Genomic DNA, 16,251 nt, shown 5'->3' on the forward strand with positions numbered 1-16,251 from the left:
CTCAGATGCCGGTTTGCTTTCTCGTCAGATAAGCATGGCACATTGTTAGGGGGGCGGGTCCATCTTATTTCCTACAAGAAGCGAGATATTACTGCGGTGAGCCGGCGGTGATTTCGTCGTCTGTGGCGCTACGGACTTCAACGACTTCGACATCAAACTTGAGTGTCTGACCAGCCAGGGGGTGGTTGCCATCCAGTGTTACGCTGTCGCCTTCGATAGCTACAACGGTGACAGGCTGTTCGCCCCATGGGGTCTGAGCCATAAACTGCATACCGACTTCAATGTCGTCTACACCGGCAAAGTTGCTGCGCTCTACGGCCTGGATCATCTCTTCACGTACTTCACCATAACCCTGTTCTGGATCAACAGTTACCGCCAGGGTATCGCCGACCGCTTTACCTGTCAGGGCATTTTCCAGGCCTGGAATGATGTTGCTGGCACCATGCAGATAGGCCAGTGGCTCCTGTCCTACAGAGCTGTCCATTACATTGCCTTCGCTGTTAGTCAGGGTGTAATGAATGGAAACTACGGTGTTTTGATCGATCTGCATCTGTGCTCTCCTGTTTGATTTAGCCGGTCATGCTAACTATCCCGACTTTTCCTTGCAACCGCTAGGGTTAGCACAAGGTTGAATAATGACTATTTTTCAGTAGCAAATCTGGCAGGGTTTTAAAGCTTAACTGATTGATGTTAAATAGATCCTATTGTAGTAAGGCAGCCGATGTTGGAATTGATCAGATTTTTTTATCTGAAAGGCCTGGTTAATCGGAATTCTTCATGAGTGCGTAACTAATTTACTATTTTATGGAAGATAGAAATATCTGATGGAGAGTATTCATGCGTAATAATGTGAGTGACCAGCCCAGGTTGGCTGTCATAGGTGCAGGTTTATCTGGTTTACGTTGTGCCGCATTGCTGACTGAGGCTGGCTATGCTGTGACGGTATTTGAAAAAAGCCGAGGAACGGGTGGTCGTCTGGCCTCGTCGCGGTTGGATGGTCTTACGACTGACCTGGGTATTCCTTACATTGAAACCCAGCTGCCGGATTTTCGTCAGTGGCTGGGAGCGCATGCAACTCAGGTGCAGCGCTGGCAACCGCGCGAAAGTGATTTTTCCTTGTCACCGGCGCAGGTGAACCCGGCACGCGAACTCTGGGTTGGGACGCCACGCTCCAGTGCGATCACGCGCGCCTTGGCTACAAAAATTCAGTTGCGTACAGAAACCCGGGTCAGTGTGGTCTGGCCGGATAAAAATGGGGTGCTGTTACGGGATGAATCAGCCGAAATGCTGGGGCATTTTGATAAGGTGGTGGTGGCGGCTCCTGCACCACAAGCCGCTCCGCTGCTAGATGCGGTTCATCGCTTCCAGGCCCGTGCTGAAACGGTACATATGCAACCGGCCTGGATTGTTTCGCTGTTGTTGGAAACTCGCCCAGAAGCCTTGGCACAAACTGACCTGATTGAAGGTGAGCACCCTGAACTGCAGCGGGTATTGCGAGACAGCAGTAAGCCTGGACGCTCTGGCGAAGTCTGGACACTGCAGGCCAGTCGCCAGTGGAGTGAAGCCTATTTGAACCTGAGTGCCGACACAGTCATGAATGAGCAGGTTGCCGCGCTGGTTGCACTGACGGGTGATCCGCTGGTTGTCAAAGCTCATCGTGTACATCGCTGGTTATACTGCAACGCCGTTTCGACTGAATCAAGTGTTGCGCTCTGGGATGCCGATGCGGCTATCGGCGTTTGTGGCGACTGGGTGGCAGGAGGCGGGGTGGAAGCGGCCTGGCAAAGTGGTACTGAACTGGCGCGAATGATATTGTCATCCAATCCCTGAAGTCTATCTGCAATAAGGAGTTCCTAGTGGCGGACACACTGGTAAAACAGGTACAGCAGGCTTGTAGTCAATTGGACCAGGTTATTCTGGGCAAACCTCAGCAAATTCGCTTGGCCGTGACCTGTCTGCTATCAGGTGGGCACCTGCTGATAGAGGATTTGCCCGGTATGGGTAAAACGACACTGGCACATGCGTTGGCCAGTGTGTTTGACCTGGCAGATAAACGCATACAGTTCACCAGCGATATGTTACCTGCTGATATTCTGGGGGTGTCAGTTTTTGAGGCATCCAGTGGCCTGTTCGTGTTTCATCCTGGACCAGTATTTACGCAGTTGTTACTTGCGGATGAGATTAACCGTACCACGCCGAAAACCCAGAGTGCACTGCTTGAAGCCATGGAAGAGCGTCAGGTCACTCAGGATGGTGAAACCCGTGCGCTGCCTGAACCCTTCTTTGTGATAGCAACCCAGAACCCGCTAACCCAGTTTGGCACCTTTCCTCTGCCCGAGTCGCAGCTGGATCGTTTTTTGATGCGGATTAACCTCGGCTATCCGAGTCCAGAGGCCGAGCGTGAGCTGCTGATGCGTGGTGGAACCCTGGATCGTCGTGATTTGGTCAAGGCGACCCTGTCACCGGCACAGCTGGTTGAAGCGCAGCGTGCCTGTCAGACGGTGCATGCCTCGGCTGACTTGATCAGTTATGTGCAGCGACTGGTGCAATACACTCGTGAAGGCACCGGCTTCAGTTATGGGGTATCGCCACGCGGGGCGCTGGCCTTGTTACGTTGTGCCCGCTGCTGGGCCTGGTTACACGACCGGGAGCATGTGGTACCTGAAGATGTCCAGAGTGTTCTTGAGCCAGTGATTGGTCACCGGGTTCGTCCTGCCGAAGACATGGCCGGTCATACGTCAGTCAGACTAGTGACGGAACTGCTCTCCAGAGTCGATGTTATGGCGCGCTAATGATTAAGTTATGGCCTGGTTGGTTGTCCCTGCAACGTACCGGCAAACTCTATATTCTGCCTACGCGGGCAGGCTGGGGTTTTGTGTTGTTGCTAGTCTTACTGTTGTTGTTGTCGATTAATTTTGAGAACAACCTGACCTTTGCCCTGACGTTTCTCCTCACCGCTTTGATGATTATTGCCATCCTGTATACCTATAGTAATCTCGCGGGTGTGCAGGTGGCTTGTGTTGGAGCTCACCCTTGCTTTGCCGGTGAGTCAGCCGGATTTACGCTGCAGTTGAGCAGCGTAAATGGACGTGAGCATCAACAGATACAGCTGAGTTGGCCAGAAGCCACGCCAGTGGCGGCTGATTTGCTCGACACCAGTCAAATTCGGATTGAACTGGCCTTGCCGACAAAACGCCGGGGCTGGTGTGTAGCGCCGAAAATTCGTTTGCAGACGGTGTTTCCCCTGGGCTTGTTCAGATGCTGGTGTTACCAGTCGGTGGTGGCTAGAGCGTTAGTCTATCCGATGCCTGAAATGGGTGGTGTCCTGCCAGCAACGGCGGGAGCCGATGGTCAAGGCGTGATGGCCGAACAATCCGGTAGTGATGACTTCAGTGGTTTGCAGCGTTTTCAAGCGGGCATGTCGCCTCATCATGTCGCCTGGAAGGTGTTTGCTCGTGGACAAGGTCTGCATGCCAAACGCTATGCTTCCCGTCAGGATCTGAATATCTGGTTGGATTACGCTAGTTGGCCTGAAGCCGATACGGAAGTGCGTTTGTCACGCTTGTGTTACTGGACAATGAAACTGAGTCGGGATGAGCGCCCCTTTGGCCTGCGCTTGCCGGGGAAAATTCTGGCGCCTTCGCGCGGTGAAGTGCATCGCCAGCAAGTGTTAAAGTCGCTGGCGTTATTCGGGGTTGAAGCACCATGAAAGCGGGTATTGAGAAAATCAGTCGCTCAGCCGTTATCTGGCAATTGCTGGCGTTTGCCGCGGTGGTCATTCCCCATGTCGGTTGGCTACCGGTCTGGGTTCTGGGGATCTGTGCTATTTGCATTGCGGCACGTCTGATGATTCACAGTGGGCGTTGGTCTTTTCCGCATTGGAGTTTGCGCTTGTTACTGGTGATTGGGGCGGCCGCAGGGCTGCTGCTGAGCTTTAACCGCGATGCCAGTCTCAACGCCATGGTGGCTTTGCTGATTGTCGGCCTGGCACTAAAACTGCTGGAAATCTATCGGCGTCGTGATGCCCTGGTACTTTTGTATGTGGCATTATTTGTCGCCGCCACCACTTTCCTGTTTGAGCAAGGGATGGCAATGGCGCTGGTGATCCTCCTGGCCATCGTGGTGGTTGTAGCAGCCCTGAACAGCATCTGGCAGGACCCTCTGCGTGAAGATATGCGGCGGCCATTGAAGCTGTCCTTGAAAATGCTGGGGCCAGCGCTGCCGTTGATGTTGGTATTATTTTTTCTGTTTCCTCGTATTGGACCACTCTGGTCGGTAGAGCTGGACAGATCAGCGGCGCGCACCGGTCTGTCCGAATCCATGTCACCTGGTGATATCAGTCAGTTAACCCGCTCTGGCGAGTTAGCATTTCGTGCCGTCTTCGCTGATCAACCGCCGCCAGCTTCCTTACGCTACTGGCGTGTGCTGGTACTCAGTGCGTTTGATGGTCGTGAATGGACGCCAGGCATGTTCAGAGCTCCCGAGCGTGAGGCACTGATTGCTTTGGCTGATCCTATCGCTTATGAAATAGTACAGGAACCGAGTGGGCAGCGTTGGCAGTTTGCCCTGGATGTGCCGTCCTCTATTCCACCTCAGTCTCAGATGACAGCGCAGCGTACGCTGTTAGCGCCTAATGAGCTGATGCAGCGTGTGCAGTATCAGTTAAGTTCCGTACCCGCTTATCAACTATCGCCACAGCTCAGCAGCGCCGCACAGGAATACTATACGCGTCTCCCTCATCAGGCCAATCCGCGCAGTCGTGAGCTGGCCGAGCAATGGTGGCAGGCCAGTAACGCTGATGCAGCAGCGTTTATTGATCAACTTTTCGGTTACTTTAATGCCTCTTTTACTTACACACTGGAACCAGCTGTATTGGGGCGGCACAGCGTGGATGATTTTCTGTTTGAGACACAGCAGGGTTTTTGCGAACATTTTGCCAGTGCGGCGGCGTTTATGCTCCGAGCCGCCGGGATGCCTGCGCGGGTGGTGACCGGTTATCAGGGTGGTGAGTGGAATGAAAATCAAAATTATCTGACCCTGCGTCAATACGATGCACATGCCTGGGTTGAGGTCTGGCTAGACAGTCAGGGTTGGGTGCGTTTGGATCCAACCACGGCGGTAGCGCCTGAACGTATCGAGCAAAGTGCTGATCAGTTGTTCAGTGGGCAGGCGGGCTTCCTGGCTGATTCACCTTTGTCAGCCTTACGACTGGCGCGCCAGGGTTGGTTGCTTCAGGCACGGATGCAGTACGATTCACTGAATTTTGCCTGGCAGCGTTGGGTACTCAATTACCATGATCAGCAACAAAACCTGTTGCAGGACTGGTTGGGTGAACTGACCGCATTGAAAATGGCGCTGGCACTGTTGCTTCCTGGTGCTTTGGTCCTGAGCTGGTTGGCCTGGCGCTTGTTGCGCAGCCAGACTCGGCAGGACCCCTTGCAACGGCGTTTGCAGGCACTGTTTAAATCTTTGGCAAATAAGGGTTTTCAACGCCAGCCGGAAGAAACTCTGCCCGGGTTTGTGGCGCGGATTGCTCAAGTAGATCCATTCTTGGCTGACCAGCTCAGGCCGCTAGCTGAAGCCTATGAAGCATTAAGGTATCAGTCAGTCGATGCGGTTAAAGCCAGGCAGCAAGTCATGATCCGCCTGGATATGGCACAAAAGTGCGTTAATAGACACAAACGTGCTTATAAATAGCCTTTGCGTCTAAGGTCTTAACTAACAGAGTGGTTGTGCTTGGCTTTCTGTTTTATAGTAGGGTGGGTTAAACAATAATTACAAGAGATTAGAATGAGTCTATATAAAACTGTAGAAAAAGCGTTTTTTAACTCATTGACCAAAAAAATCACGGGCAATGTACTTTTCCTGTTGGCTCCGCACCTATTGTTGATCGCCGTGGGCGGCTATTACGCCGGGCAGTTCATTGACATGATTAAGTCGTTGTCGTTATCCGATACGTTGGAGCAACAGTTGTTGTCCGGCTTGGATTCACTGCTGTTTGCTGCCACTGCCACCATTACGCTGGCACTACTGGCCGGTATCTTCACTATTTTCTTCATGCGCCATCTGTTTCTCAAGCCGATTCGGGAAATTACCGATGTATTGCGCGCTATTCGGGAAAAAGAAGGCGACATCTCCGCTACACTGCCGGCTTATACTTATGATGAAATATCTGATATGGCACGAAGCTATAATGATTTCACTGATCAGTTACGCACCATGATTGAGGAAACTCGACGTCACTCTGTCAGTGTGGCATTGAGTTCAACCCGGTTGCAGAAAACTGTTAATGAAGCCAGTACGTCGTCCAGTCGTCAGGAAGAGCGGGCGCAGATGGTGTTCCAGTCCAGTTCGCAGGCTTCTCAGGCGATAGATGAGATCGCCGGTAATACTCAGTTAATCAGCAGCCAGACTGGCAGCAATATGCAAGAGATTCGTAACTCCAGTCAGGAGCTGCACAAGGTGCTTGAGCAGGTCAAAGCCGTACGTGAGCTGGCTACGCGTTTTCAGGATACAGTGCAAAAGCTCAGTGAAAATTCCGGCAATGTCATGAATATTCTGACGATGGTTAAGGACTTTTCCGATCAGACTAACCTGTTGGCGCTGAATGCATCTATTGAGGCTGCTCGTGCCGGAGAGGCGGGTCGAGGCTTTGCGGTGGTGGCTGATGAGGTGCGTAATCTGTCTCAGAAGGTCAGTGTGGCCACGGCTCAGATTGATACCAACATCAATGAAATGAGCTCGCTGGTCAGTAATACCCAGTCCAGTGCTGTGACCATTCTGGAATACATTGAAAACACCGAGACCTTTATCGATGCCACCAGCGATCAATTTGTTAAGCTGGTGTCTGACTTTGAAGATATCAATCACCAACTGACCGGCATCTCAGCTGCGATTGAAGAGCTGTCTTACACCAATAAAGAATCGCATGACCATGTCTGTCAGATCACCGATCTGTCGGTGGAAATGAAACAGGATATGGAGCGTTCCAAAACCTATTCCAGTGACTTGGAAAAGGCAACAGAAACAACTCAGGAACTCTTGTCACATTTTCTGATCGGTCGGGGCGGATTTGAAAATATGACCCAAACTGGATTCGAATGGTCCAGGCAGATCATGGATTGCATGGAAACGCTGAATCAGCAGGGAATCAATCTGTTCGATCAGAGCTATCAGCGTACCAATCCCGGACAAGAGCCTGAAAAATTCAATCTCAGCTATACCGATGCCTTCGAGCGCCTGTTGCAACCCGTCTTTGATGGTTTCATCAGTCAGCGCCCAGAATTTATTTATGCCATTGCTGTGGATAGAAACGGCTATGCTCCCGCGCATCATGCCAAGGTGAGTAAAGCCTTAACTGGGGAGGTGCAAAAGGACCTGGTGCAGAGTCGCCACCGCCGCTTTTTCAAAGCCAATCGTCAGGAAAAGCGCCGTTGCTCTCATCAGAAAGCCTTTTTGCTGCAAACCTATATTCGTGATACCGGCGAAATACTCAATGACCTCTCTATCCCGCTGTATATCGACGGTAAGCATTGGGGTGCACTGATTATGGGCTTTGAGCCACGCTGGTTACTTGATGAAAACTGATACGAACCAGTCAGTCGTGCCAAGACAGCTAGCGGTTTGCCTTGGCAGACTGGCGAGGGTGTCACATATCTTGATCTACGATCAGATGTCGCAGTAGCTGCTTGAGCGAATGGTAAGACAAGGGTTTGCTACAGATAGCGGTAACACCAACTTGCTTGAAAGATGTTAGTGGTTCTTCATCCTGTTCTGACGTGACTACCAGTATTGGTACGGCCGGTTGGTCTGTATATTTGCGAATATGCTGAACCAGCTCCAAACCATCGATGTTGGGCATATTGTAGTCAGTAATGACCAGGTCAAAACGTTGATTCTTGAGAATTTGCAAGGCTTCAGCGCCATCTTTGGCTTCACGCTGATTGACGACGCCCAATGAGTTGAGGGTACGGTTTAAATAGCGGCGTGACATTTTGCTGTCATCGACAACCAATACCCAAAGATCTTCAAAGGTATCATCCTGATCTTCATCGACATTCTGTCGATCATCCACATATTCGACCGCACTTAACAGTGCCTTGCGTAACTCTTCCGTATCAAAAGGTTTTGGCAGTATGGTAGCCGCGCCGGACTGTCGGACAGGTTCAAGGTAGCGGTAGAGGGTTTCTGATGAAATCAGAAAAAATACCACTTCATCCAGCCCAGGCACTTTGCGCATTTCACCGACCAGTTCTGAACCGGTCATATCCGGTAGATGCATGGCTGACATGACAATATCCGGGGTGATGCTTTTCATACGCTCCAGTGCTTCGCTGGCATCACCGAATTCTTCTATCGCCTGAACACCTAATGAGCGCAGGCGTCCGGTAATAATATTGCGCTGCATCCGCGAAGGTTCAATCACCAATATCAGAAGTTCTTGCAATTCCATTGTGTTAGACTCAAAACAGTTAGATGGTGTCAGTTATACCCGACCCGACGCAGAATGCAACACTGAATAGGTTGGATTGACACGCATTCAGTTTTGTTCAGCTAAGGTTAAGTCGCGTGGCGGTTAACTACTATCCCGAGCAGGAATCGTTCGGGTCTCTTCATCATTTCAACAAAGTTAGCTTTCAAGGCCGCCTCCAATGAGGCGGCCTTTTTCTATGGCTTTCTTTGTGGTCTATCCTGTTGGACTGCTCAGGGCTTTTTCAGCCAGTGGTCGAAACAGGGCGCGAATTTCTTCTTCATGCGAACAGTCCATGGCCTTGGCTAATAACGGGCCTAGGTCTTCACGGTTAATTGAACGAATCAGCAGTTTAATTCTGGGTATATTATAGGCACTCAGACTGATACTGCTGTAACCCAGTGCTAATAATACCAATACAGCTACCGAGTCAGAAGCCATTTCACCGCATACGGAAACTGGTAAATTCAGATCAACACACTGAGCGTGTATTTGTGCCAGTGCATTCAGTACCGCTGGATGTAGATGGTCAAACAGGGCGGATACACGCGGATTGTTGCGGTCAACGGCGAGTAGGTACTGGGTCAGGTCGTTAGAACCGATAGAAACAAAATCGACCCAGGGCGCCAGTTTTGGCAGCAACAGCATGGCTGACGGCACTTCGATCATCATGCCGATGCGTGGCATGCGTACCTTAATACCTTCTTTATGCAGATCGGCAACAGCCTTTTCGACATGGCCGCGAAAGCTGGACATCTCATCGACCCGGCTGACCATAGGTACCAGTAACTGCAGGTTATCATTGCCAACATCGGCCCTGAGCATGGCGCGAATCTGGGTGATCAGTAGTTGGGTGTTGTCCAGAGTAAAACGTATGCCTCGCCAGCCCAGGTAAGGGTTTTGCTCGCTCATTTCGAAATAAGGCAGCTGTTTGTCACCCCCTATATCCAGTGTGCGCATAGAGACAGGTAGAGGCGCATAGGCGGCAAGCACCTTCTGATAGATACGCAGCTGCTCTTCCTCGGTTGGAAAGCTTTGGTGCACCATAAACGGAATTTCGGAGCGGTAAAGCCCTACACCTTCTGCACCACGTTCCAGCCCCGGGGTGGCATCCGCCAGCAGACCGGTGTTGGTGAGCAGGTTTACGCGAAAGCCATCCTGTGTCTGAGCCGGTTCGTAGCGCAGCCGTTCCAGCCCCTGAATAAAGCGTTTTTCATCCGCTATCATGCGCCGGTATTCGCGACAGAGGACATCCGGTGGATTGATGGTACATTCACCGCGGTTACCATCGACAATAATGCGTTGTCCCCGGTATTGTTCTGGTTTCAAGCCTTCAACGCCCATAACAGCCGGGATACCCAGGGCATTGGCCAGAATCGAGGTGTGCGACAGGGCCGAGCCGGAGGTGCAAACGATGCCATGAATGCGTTGCAGCGGAAATTCAGCCAGGTCGGTGATATTGACCAGTTCACCCGTCAGTATCAGCGGTTCATCAGGTGTCTCTGCCACCTGGCGTTCATGCTGCAGCAACTCGTTAAGCAGTCGCTGACCTATGTTAGTGATGTCTTCACTACGGGCTTTCAGGTAAGGATCGTTTGATTGATCAAACACGGCGGCCATCTGTTCGATGACTTGGCGCAAAGCCCAGGCGGCATTGTCACCCTGGTCGATACGCGCTTCCACACCTTTGACCAGTTCTGGGCTTTTCAACATCATCTGATAAACACTGAACAGGGCATTCAGATCGCCAGGTAGGTGATGGCCCATTTTGCCAGATCGAGTTTCCAGGTCTTTAGCCAGCCATTCAATCGCTTGGTGAAACTCGCTTTTTTCCTCTACCGGGTCGCTGTTGATGCCGGGTTTTACCTGGTCCAGTGTCATGTGCGGATCGATTACCCAGAGTCGACCTATGCCTATGCCGCCAGCGCTACGAATGCCGCTGAAGCGCTTATAGGACACCACTGCTTCCTGTTGTAGCCAGCTACCACTGCGCTGCAATAGTTGTAAAGTGCCAGCAAGCTGTGAGGCTACGGTAATCAGAAAGGCTTCTTCCTCATCACTGTAGCGCCCTTCATCTTGATCCTGGACTACCAATACCCCAATCAAGCGGCGCAGATGAATCAGGGGGACACCCATAAAACTGCGGTAAGACTGCTCATGGGTTTCGGGGATATACACAAAGCGGTCATCGGCCGGGGCATCGGCGATATTTAACGTGCTCAGACTGGCGGCAATATGCCCGACAAGGCCTTCATTCAGGCTTAGGCGAACTTGACCCACAGCGTTCGGTGCTAACCCCCGCGTGGCAGCCAGGATGAGTGTGTCCTGCTGAGGATTACACAAATACAGACTGCATACACTGGATTGCATCAGCTCACTCAGACGGCCCACAATGATATCCATCATCGCTTCCGGATCTTGAGTGCGGGCAATGGTGTCAACCAGAGAGGTCAGGTCGGTAAGTGATGAAGGCATGTTGGGTATCCGTTAAACAATTGTTTGCTGTTGAGCTGATATTTGCATACTTGTTTGAACTCGACAATGTATGTGCATTAAATATTTATCATATAGTACCGAAATGACCTATTCTGGAGAAATATACACGGTCGCGCTACAGTGAGTTGGTGTGTTTTAATCTTACCTGCTAAAATAAAGCTGTATATGTTAGCTCAGCTCAAAATCCCACTCTCACAGCGTATGGTTGGTCAATCAAATATCCATGAATAGTAAACTCAAGCGCACAGACGCTCTCAAAGTAATGGATATCTGCCGTCAAGACGTCGTTACCTGTCAGCAGCAGGATGACGTTTTGTCGGCCATTCGCCTTATGGCTGACTATAATATAGGTTCTGTGGTCGTTTGTAATGGGCAGAAGCCTGTGGGTATCTTGACCCGACGTGATGCCATGCGATTGGTTCCTGAAGCCAGTGACACTATCGTCATGGCCGAGCAGGTCATGTCGACGCCATTGATTACCATTACCTCAGATGCTGGCATTGATGAGCTGGGTATTGAGCTCATGTCTGGTCATATTCGCCATGCCGTGGTGGTGGATGAACAGGGTGGGCTGATCGGGGTAGTTAGCGAAAGTGATATCGTCAACAGTCATGGCTTGGAGCATGATCTGTTCATGCGTTCTGTTTATGATGTGTGCAATCATAATCCAATGCGTTTTCCGGAAGCGTGTACATTACGCCAGACGGTTAAGCGTATCCGTTCGGCTGGCCACACCGCGGCGTTGATCGAAGGACTCAATGGTGAGCTTAAAATCATCACTGAAACTGACATCATTCGTTTGATCGCCGCCGCTCCGAATGAGCTGGACAAGCCCCTGTTCGAATTTACCTTTCATAAACTGATCAGTGTTCCTGGTTCGGTCAGTCTGTTTAATGCGCGACGACATTTCCGCAAGCATGGTTTTCGTCACCTTGGGGTGATGAATGACAAGAGTGAAGTGATTGGGCTGGCGTCCTATTCAGATATTCTGCGTAACGTCGAACTGGACTATATTTTTCGTCTGCGCGAACTGCTCAATGACCGTAGTTACCGTCTGAATGAAACCCGTAATCACTTGCGTATTATTGAAAAAGTGATCGATTCCTCCATGGAAGGCATAGTGATCTGTAACGCTGAGGGCAATATTCAGAGCGTCAACCCGGCGTTTACCCAGATCACTGGCTATCAGGACTGGGAAGTGATTGGCTCTAATCCGAGTATTTTAAGCTCCGGTCGTCATGATAAAACCTTCTATGGCCGAATGTGGGATCAGTTGAAGCGTAAAGGGCGCTGGCAGGGTGAGATCTGGAACCGCAACAAAGACGGACGAGTCTATCCGGAATGGCTGAGCATTACCGCGATTGAAAGTGAGCAGGGTGAAGTGATTCAGTACGCCGCCATTTTCCATGATTTGACTGAAATCAAACGTTCTGAAGCACGCATCAACAAGATGTCCTACTTCGATGAAGTTACCCATCTGGCGAATCGGCGTCTGTTCATTGATCGTCTGCACAATGCCCTGAGCTATGCCGGCGATCATGGCAATATTGTTGCGCTAGTGAATATGGACCTGGACTGGTTCAAGACCATCAACGACCGCTTTGGCCAGAGTGAAGGTGACCTGGTATTGAAAGAAATTGCCCGGCGTATCGAAGATTCACTGGGTGATGCCGATACAGCGGCACGGCCGGGTGGTGATGAGTTCAGTATCATTATGACCGGACTGGAAAGCCCGGATGAACTGCCGCTGTTCCTGGACCGCTTGACCAAGGTTATTTCAGCACCGGTATTGATTAATGATACTGAAATACGCCTGACAGCCAGTATCGGTATTGCCATGTATCCTGGCGACGCCGCTGATACAGAAGATCTGCTGCGCTGTGCCGATGCCGCCATGCATGAAGCGAAAAACCTGGGCCGTAACAGTTACCACTTCTTCTCTCCCGAGCTGGATCAGCAGTCGCGGTCGCGTTTTCAACTGACCACGCTATTGCAGGGCGCGTTGGAAAAAGATGAGTTCCGACTGTTCTACCAGCCCAAGGTGTGCCTGAAAACCGGTAGGGTTGTCGGCGTAGAGGCACTGTTGCGCTGGTTCAGTCCGGATTTAGGTGAGGTGTCACCCGCTGACTTCGTTCCCCTGGCTGAAGATATGGGGTTAATTGACCAGATCGGTGATTGGGTCATGTTGATGGCGATCAAGCAGGCTGTCGCTTGGCATCAGCAGGGGGTGGTGATCAATGTCGGTGTTAATGTATCGGCACGTCAGTTTCAGCGAGGTAATGTTGCCGCACGCGTGATCAGTTTACTGAATCGCTATAACTTGCCACCTGAATGCTTCAGCATCGAGTTGACTGAAACCAGTTTTATGCATGCCGCTGAGAAAGCCAGTGCAGCGATTAGTGAGTTACTGAAGTTGGGTGTCGGCGTAGCGATTGATGATTTCGGTACCGGCTATTCCAGTTTGAACTATGTGCGAACCATGGCGCTCAGTCAGTTGAAAATAGATCTGAGCTTTATCCGTAATATAGAAAACTCCGAGAAAGATCGGCGTCTGGTTGAAGCGATGATTGCCATGGCTCACGCGATGGATTTTGAAGTGATCGCAGAAGGCGTGGAGACCCATGAGCAGCTGGCATTGCTCAAGCGCATGGGCTGTGATCAGGCACAGGGTTTTTTGCTCAGCAGGCCTCAGCCAGAAGAGATATTAACTCCCTGGCTAAAGGCCCACATTTGAGCTGCAATTACTGCATGTGCCGGTTAAAACCAGTCATCCCTGCGCTTGCGACGCTTGGGTAAGTAAGGCACCAGTAAGCCTAGCAATACACCGCCGAGAGCAACCAGGCCGCCGTGGGTCAGCCAACGAATCAAGTTGCTCTGATCCATATTGGCAATTTCGGATTCCAGACGGCGAATCTCTTGCTCTAGCCCTTCCACTTGATTTACATAGTCAACATTGCTGCCGGAAATGCTGGAGAGTTGACTGTTCAGGTCGGCAATCTCTTGATCCTGGACGACGATGCGTTCACGACTTTCCGTCAGGGCGGTTTCCAGGGCCGGCAGTTGGCTAAGCTTGCTTTCACCTGTGGCCACAAACTCAGCGGGTACCCAGCTGGTACGGCCGGATTCCGTTTGAATTTCAATATACTGATTCTGTCGATTTAATACCGTGACCGCTTCGCCGCTGTTTACCCGACCATTGATACGGTACTGATTGCCGGGACCGCCATGAGTAAAGACGTACACATCATCGGCAATATGGGCTGCCTCCTGCGCAAAAACAGGCGCGGATAATGCCAGCAGCAGAGACAGACTGAGTCGTTTTTTCATCATAAAACTCTTGTTTGCTTATCTGGAAGTAGACCCATTGTACGGATTGAAGCGACGATGACCAGTCCGGCGCAGAAAATCATTTTGAAACCGAGTAAGATAAGGGTTTTCTTGTGTAGGGGAAGAGGTATGCAGTGGCTTCGCCAAATGCTGGGTCGGTTACTGATCTTGCTGGTTAAATTTTACCGGTATTTCATCAGTCCGATGCTGCCTCCCAGTTGTCGCTATGAACCGACCTGCTCAGACTATATGATTGAAGCCATCCGGGTGCATGGTCCTATAAAAGGCTTGTATCTGGGTATTCGCCGGGTGTTACGTTGTCACCCCTTGCATGAGGGTGGCTATGACCCTGTTCCACCCCCTTGTTGTGCTCAACAACACCCGGAAGAACAAAAAAAGCTGAAAAATGATCCGCCTGCGTAGACTTAGCCTGTTGTGAAACGGCGCTGGATCAGCTAGTTTGAAATAAAATTCTCCGCAAAGGAAAAAAGCAGATGAATGCATCCAAAGCCTCCCGCCTATATATCCTGGATACCAATGTATTGTTGCATGATCCCAAGTGCCTGTATGAGTTCAAGGAGCAGGATGTCGCTATCCCCATGACCGTGTTGGAAGAACTGGACGATATCAAGGATCGTAAGCAGCATGTCTCTCAGGAAGCCCGACATGTTATTCGCTCGATTGATGCCATTCTGAGCTCGGCAACCACCCCTGAACAGATTACCAAAGGGGTGCGCATACAACTGCCAGGCAAAGATCGTCAGGAAAAGCTCGGACGCCTGAGCATTTTCCCTGATCATGAGCTGACTACCCGAGCGGGTTTTCTGCCGGATGAGCGCAATAAAGACAACAAAATTATCAACTGTGCACTGCATCTGCAGTCGACTTTCCCGCACCGCCAAGTGGTATTGGTCACTAAAGACATCAATATGCGCCTTAAGGCAATGGGGGCCGGATTAAAGCGTGTTGAAGATTACCGCACCGATCAATTGGTTTCGGATGTAGAGCTATTGCCAGAAGGCTATACCTATCTGGAACAGCCTTTCTGGGAGCAGGTAGAAAAAGTTGAAAGTTTTCAACGTGACGGTAAAACCTATCATAAGCTGGATCGCAGTTTGCTGCCTGATACCTGGATGAATGAGTATCTGTATGACAGTACCCAGGATTTCGCTGCACGTACGGTAGCGATAGATGAAACGACGGTAACACTGCTGGATCTTGGCTATCAACATTTGATGGAGCAGTGTTGCTGGGGGATTTCTCCGATCAATATTCAACAGGCGTTTGCGATGCAATCGATGCTGGATCCGGACCTGGACTTGAGTATGTTTCTGGGTTCTGCCGGTTCAGGTAAAACCCTGATTGCACTGGCCTGTGCGCTGGAAATGGTGATTGAGCAGGGGCAGTTCAACAAAATCATCGTGACACGTTCCACCCCACCCGTGGCTGAGGATATTGGCTTTTTACCCGGTACCGAAGAAGAGAAAATGACGCCCTGGATGAGTGCTATCAGCGATAACCTGGAAGCGATGCATGAACAGGATGAACGCCCGCAAAGCAGTGTGAAATATGCACTGGAGAAGGCTAACCTGCAGTTCAAATCGCTTAATTTTATCCGTGGTCGCAGCATTCAAAAGGCGGTGGTGTTAATTGATGAAGCACAAAACCTGACACCGCAACAACTTAAAACTATAATCACGCGCTGCGGCAAGGGTACCAAGATTGTTTGTCTGGGGAACTTGGCACAAATAGATTCCAACTATTTGACGCCACTGACATCCGGTCTAACCTACATCGTGGAACGTTTTCGTGACTTTGAAGGCTCAGCCAGCGTGCATTTCGAAGGGGTGTTCCGTTCACGCCTGGCGGAATACGCCGAAGAGCATTTGTAACTTTTTTGAAACTACCTATCTGAGTTGAGCGGGGCAGCGAATAGTTCGCTTGCACCGCCAGCTCCC

At 50.8% G+C, this 16,251-nt stretch carries 12 protein-coding genes; 8 read left to right on the forward strand and 4 right to left on the reverse strand.

The genetic code is table 11. The annotated features are described in order from the left end of the window. Positions 1–88 precede the first annotated feature (88 nt). On the reverse strand, positions 89–550 hold the full coding sequence (locus ACN0R1_RS18305) for an FKBP-type peptidyl-prolyl cis-trans isomerase (protein WP_417585479.1): 462 nt from the start codon (positions 548–550) through the stop codon (positions 89–91). A gap of 287 nt (positions 551–837) precedes the next feature. On the opposite strand from ACN0R1_RS18305, the gene ACN0R1_RS18310 reads away from it, so the two are divergent. From ACN0R1_RS18310 to ACN0R1_RS18330, 5 genes are all read left to right on the forward strand, one after another. Next, complete coding sequence (locus ACN0R1_RS18310) at positions 838–1,830, forward strand: NAD(P)/FAD-dependent oxidoreductase (protein WP_417585481.1); 993 nt, start codon at positions 838–840, stop codon at positions 1,828–1,830. Between the two features lie 26 nt (positions 1,831–1,856). After that, the gene (locus tag ACN0R1_RS18315) at positions 1,857–2,792 is read left to right on the forward strand and encodes an AAA family ATPase (RefSeq protein ID WP_417585483.1); all 936 of its coding nucleotides are present in this window, start codon (positions 1,857–1,859) and stop codon (positions 2,790–2,792) included. Continuing rightward, the gene (locus ACN0R1_RS18320) at positions 2,792–3,709 is read left to right on the forward strand and encodes a DUF58 domain-containing protein (protein WP_417585485.1); all 918 of its coding nucleotides are present in this window, start codon (positions 2,792–2,794) and stop codon (positions 3,707–3,709) included. Before ACN0R1_RS18315 ends, ACN0R1_RS18320 begins: the two co-directional genes overlap by 1 nt. Then, the gene (locus ACN0R1_RS18325; protein WP_417585487.1) at positions 3,706–5,697 is read left to right on the forward strand and encodes a transglutaminase TgpA family protein; all 1,992 of its coding nucleotides are present in this window, start codon (positions 3,706–3,708) and stop codon (positions 5,695–5,697) included. The genes ACN0R1_RS18320 and ACN0R1_RS18325 overlap by 4 nt, the downstream gene beginning before the upstream one ends. A gap of 93 nt (positions 5,698–5,790) precedes the next feature. Continuing rightward, positions 5,791–7,587, forward strand: a complete 1,797-nt coding sequence (locus ACN0R1_RS18330; protein WP_417585489.1) for a methyl-accepting chemotaxis protein — start codon at positions 5,791–5,793, stop codon at positions 7,585–7,587. A gap of 61 nt (positions 7,588–7,648) precedes the next feature. Here ACN0R1_RS18330 and ACN0R1_RS18335 read toward each other — a convergent pair whose 3' ends face one another. Then, positions 7,649–8,452: a response regulator gene (locus tag ACN0R1_RS18335; protein ID WP_417585491.1), complete on the reverse strand. Its 804-nt coding sequence runs from the start codon at positions 8,450–8,452 to the stop codon at positions 7,649–7,651. Positions 8,453–8,686: 234 nt separating this feature from the next. Then, positions 8,687–10,945: a phosphoenolpyruvate--protein phosphotransferase gene (gene ptsP, locus ACN0R1_RS18340; protein WP_417585493.1), complete on the reverse strand. Its 2,259-nt coding sequence runs from the start codon at positions 10,943–10,945 to the stop codon at positions 8,687–8,689. Positions 10,946–11,189: 244 nt separating this feature from the next. On the opposite strand from ptsP, the gene ACN0R1_RS18345 reads away from it, so the two are divergent. Next, the gene (locus tag ACN0R1_RS18345; protein WP_417585495.1) at positions 11,190–13,700 is read left to right on the forward strand and encodes an EAL domain-containing protein; all 2,511 of its coding nucleotides are present in this window, start codon (positions 11,190–11,192) and stop codon (positions 13,698–13,700) included. Positions 13,701–13,723: 23 nt separating this feature from the next. Here ACN0R1_RS18345 and ACN0R1_RS18350 read toward each other — a convergent pair whose 3' ends face one another. Then, positions 13,724–14,293 (reverse strand): TIGR04211 family SH3 domain-containing protein, encoded by a 570-nt coding sequence (locus ACN0R1_RS18350; RefSeq protein WP_417585497.1) that lies wholly within the window; start codon positions 14,291–14,293, stop codon positions 13,724–13,726. 129 nt (positions 14,294–14,422) lie between these two features. Here ACN0R1_RS18350 and yidD point away from each other — a divergent pair, with 129 nt between their 5' ends. After that, positions 14,423–14,716, forward strand: a complete 294-nt coding sequence (gene yidD / locus ACN0R1_RS18355; RefSeq protein ID WP_417585499.1) for a membrane protein insertion efficiency factor YidD — start codon at positions 14,423–14,425, stop codon at positions 14,714–14,716. Positions 14,717–14,787: 71 nt separating this feature from the next. Beyond that, on the forward strand, positions 14,788–16,185 hold the full coding sequence (locus ACN0R1_RS18360) for a PhoH family protein (RefSeq protein WP_417585501.1): 1,398 nt from the start codon (positions 14,788–14,790) through the stop codon (positions 16,183–16,185). The last annotated feature ends 66 nt before the right edge of the window (positions 16,186–16,251 follow it).

The organism is Nitrincola sp. (assembly GCF_048264025.1).
GTDB lineage: Bacteria > Pseudomonadota > Gammaproteobacteria > Pseudomonadales > Balneatricaceae > Nitrincola.

Coding starts and splice junctions, on each gene's coding strand:
- ACN0R1_RS18305 (WP_417585479.1), bottom strand. CDS start 550: ATGCAGATCGATCAAAACACCGTAGTTTCCATTCATTACACCCTGACT.
- ACN0R1_RS18310 (WP_417585481.1), top strand. CDS start 838: ATGCGTAATAATGTGAGTGACCAGCCCAGGTTGGCTGTCATAGGTGCA.
- ACN0R1_RS18320 (WP_417585485.1), top strand. CDS start 2,792: ATGATTAAGTTATGGCCTGGTTGGTTGTCCCTGCAACGTACCGGCAAA.
- ACN0R1_RS18325 (WP_417585487.1), top strand. CDS start 3,706: ATGAAAGCGGGTATTGAGAAAATCAGTCGCTCAGCCGTTATCTGGCAA.
- ACN0R1_RS18330 (WP_417585489.1), top strand. CDS start 5,791: ATGAGTCTATATAAAACTGTAGAAAAAGCGTTTTTTAACTCATTGACC.
- ACN0R1_RS18335 (WP_417585491.1), bottom strand. CDS start 8,452: ATGGAATTGCAAGAACTTCTGATATTGGTGATTGAACCTTCGCGGATG.
- ptsP (WP_417585493.1), bottom strand. CDS start 10,945: ATGCCTTCATCACTTACCGACCTGACCTCTCTGGTTGACACCATTGCC.
- ACN0R1_RS18345 (WP_417585495.1), top strand. CDS start 11,190: ATGAATAGTAAACTCAAGCGCACAGACGCTCTCAAAGTAATGGATATC.
- ACN0R1_RS18350 (WP_417585497.1), bottom strand. CDS start 14,293: ATGAAAAAACGACTCAGTCTGTCTCTGCTGCTGGCATTATCCGCGCCT.
- yidD (WP_417585499.1), top strand. CDS start 14,423: ATGCAGTGGCTTCGCCAAATGCTGGGTCGGTTACTGATCTTGCTGGTT.
- ACN0R1_RS18360 (WP_417585501.1), top strand. CDS start 14,788: ATGAATGCATCCAAAGCCTCCCGCCTATATATCCTGGATACCAATGTA.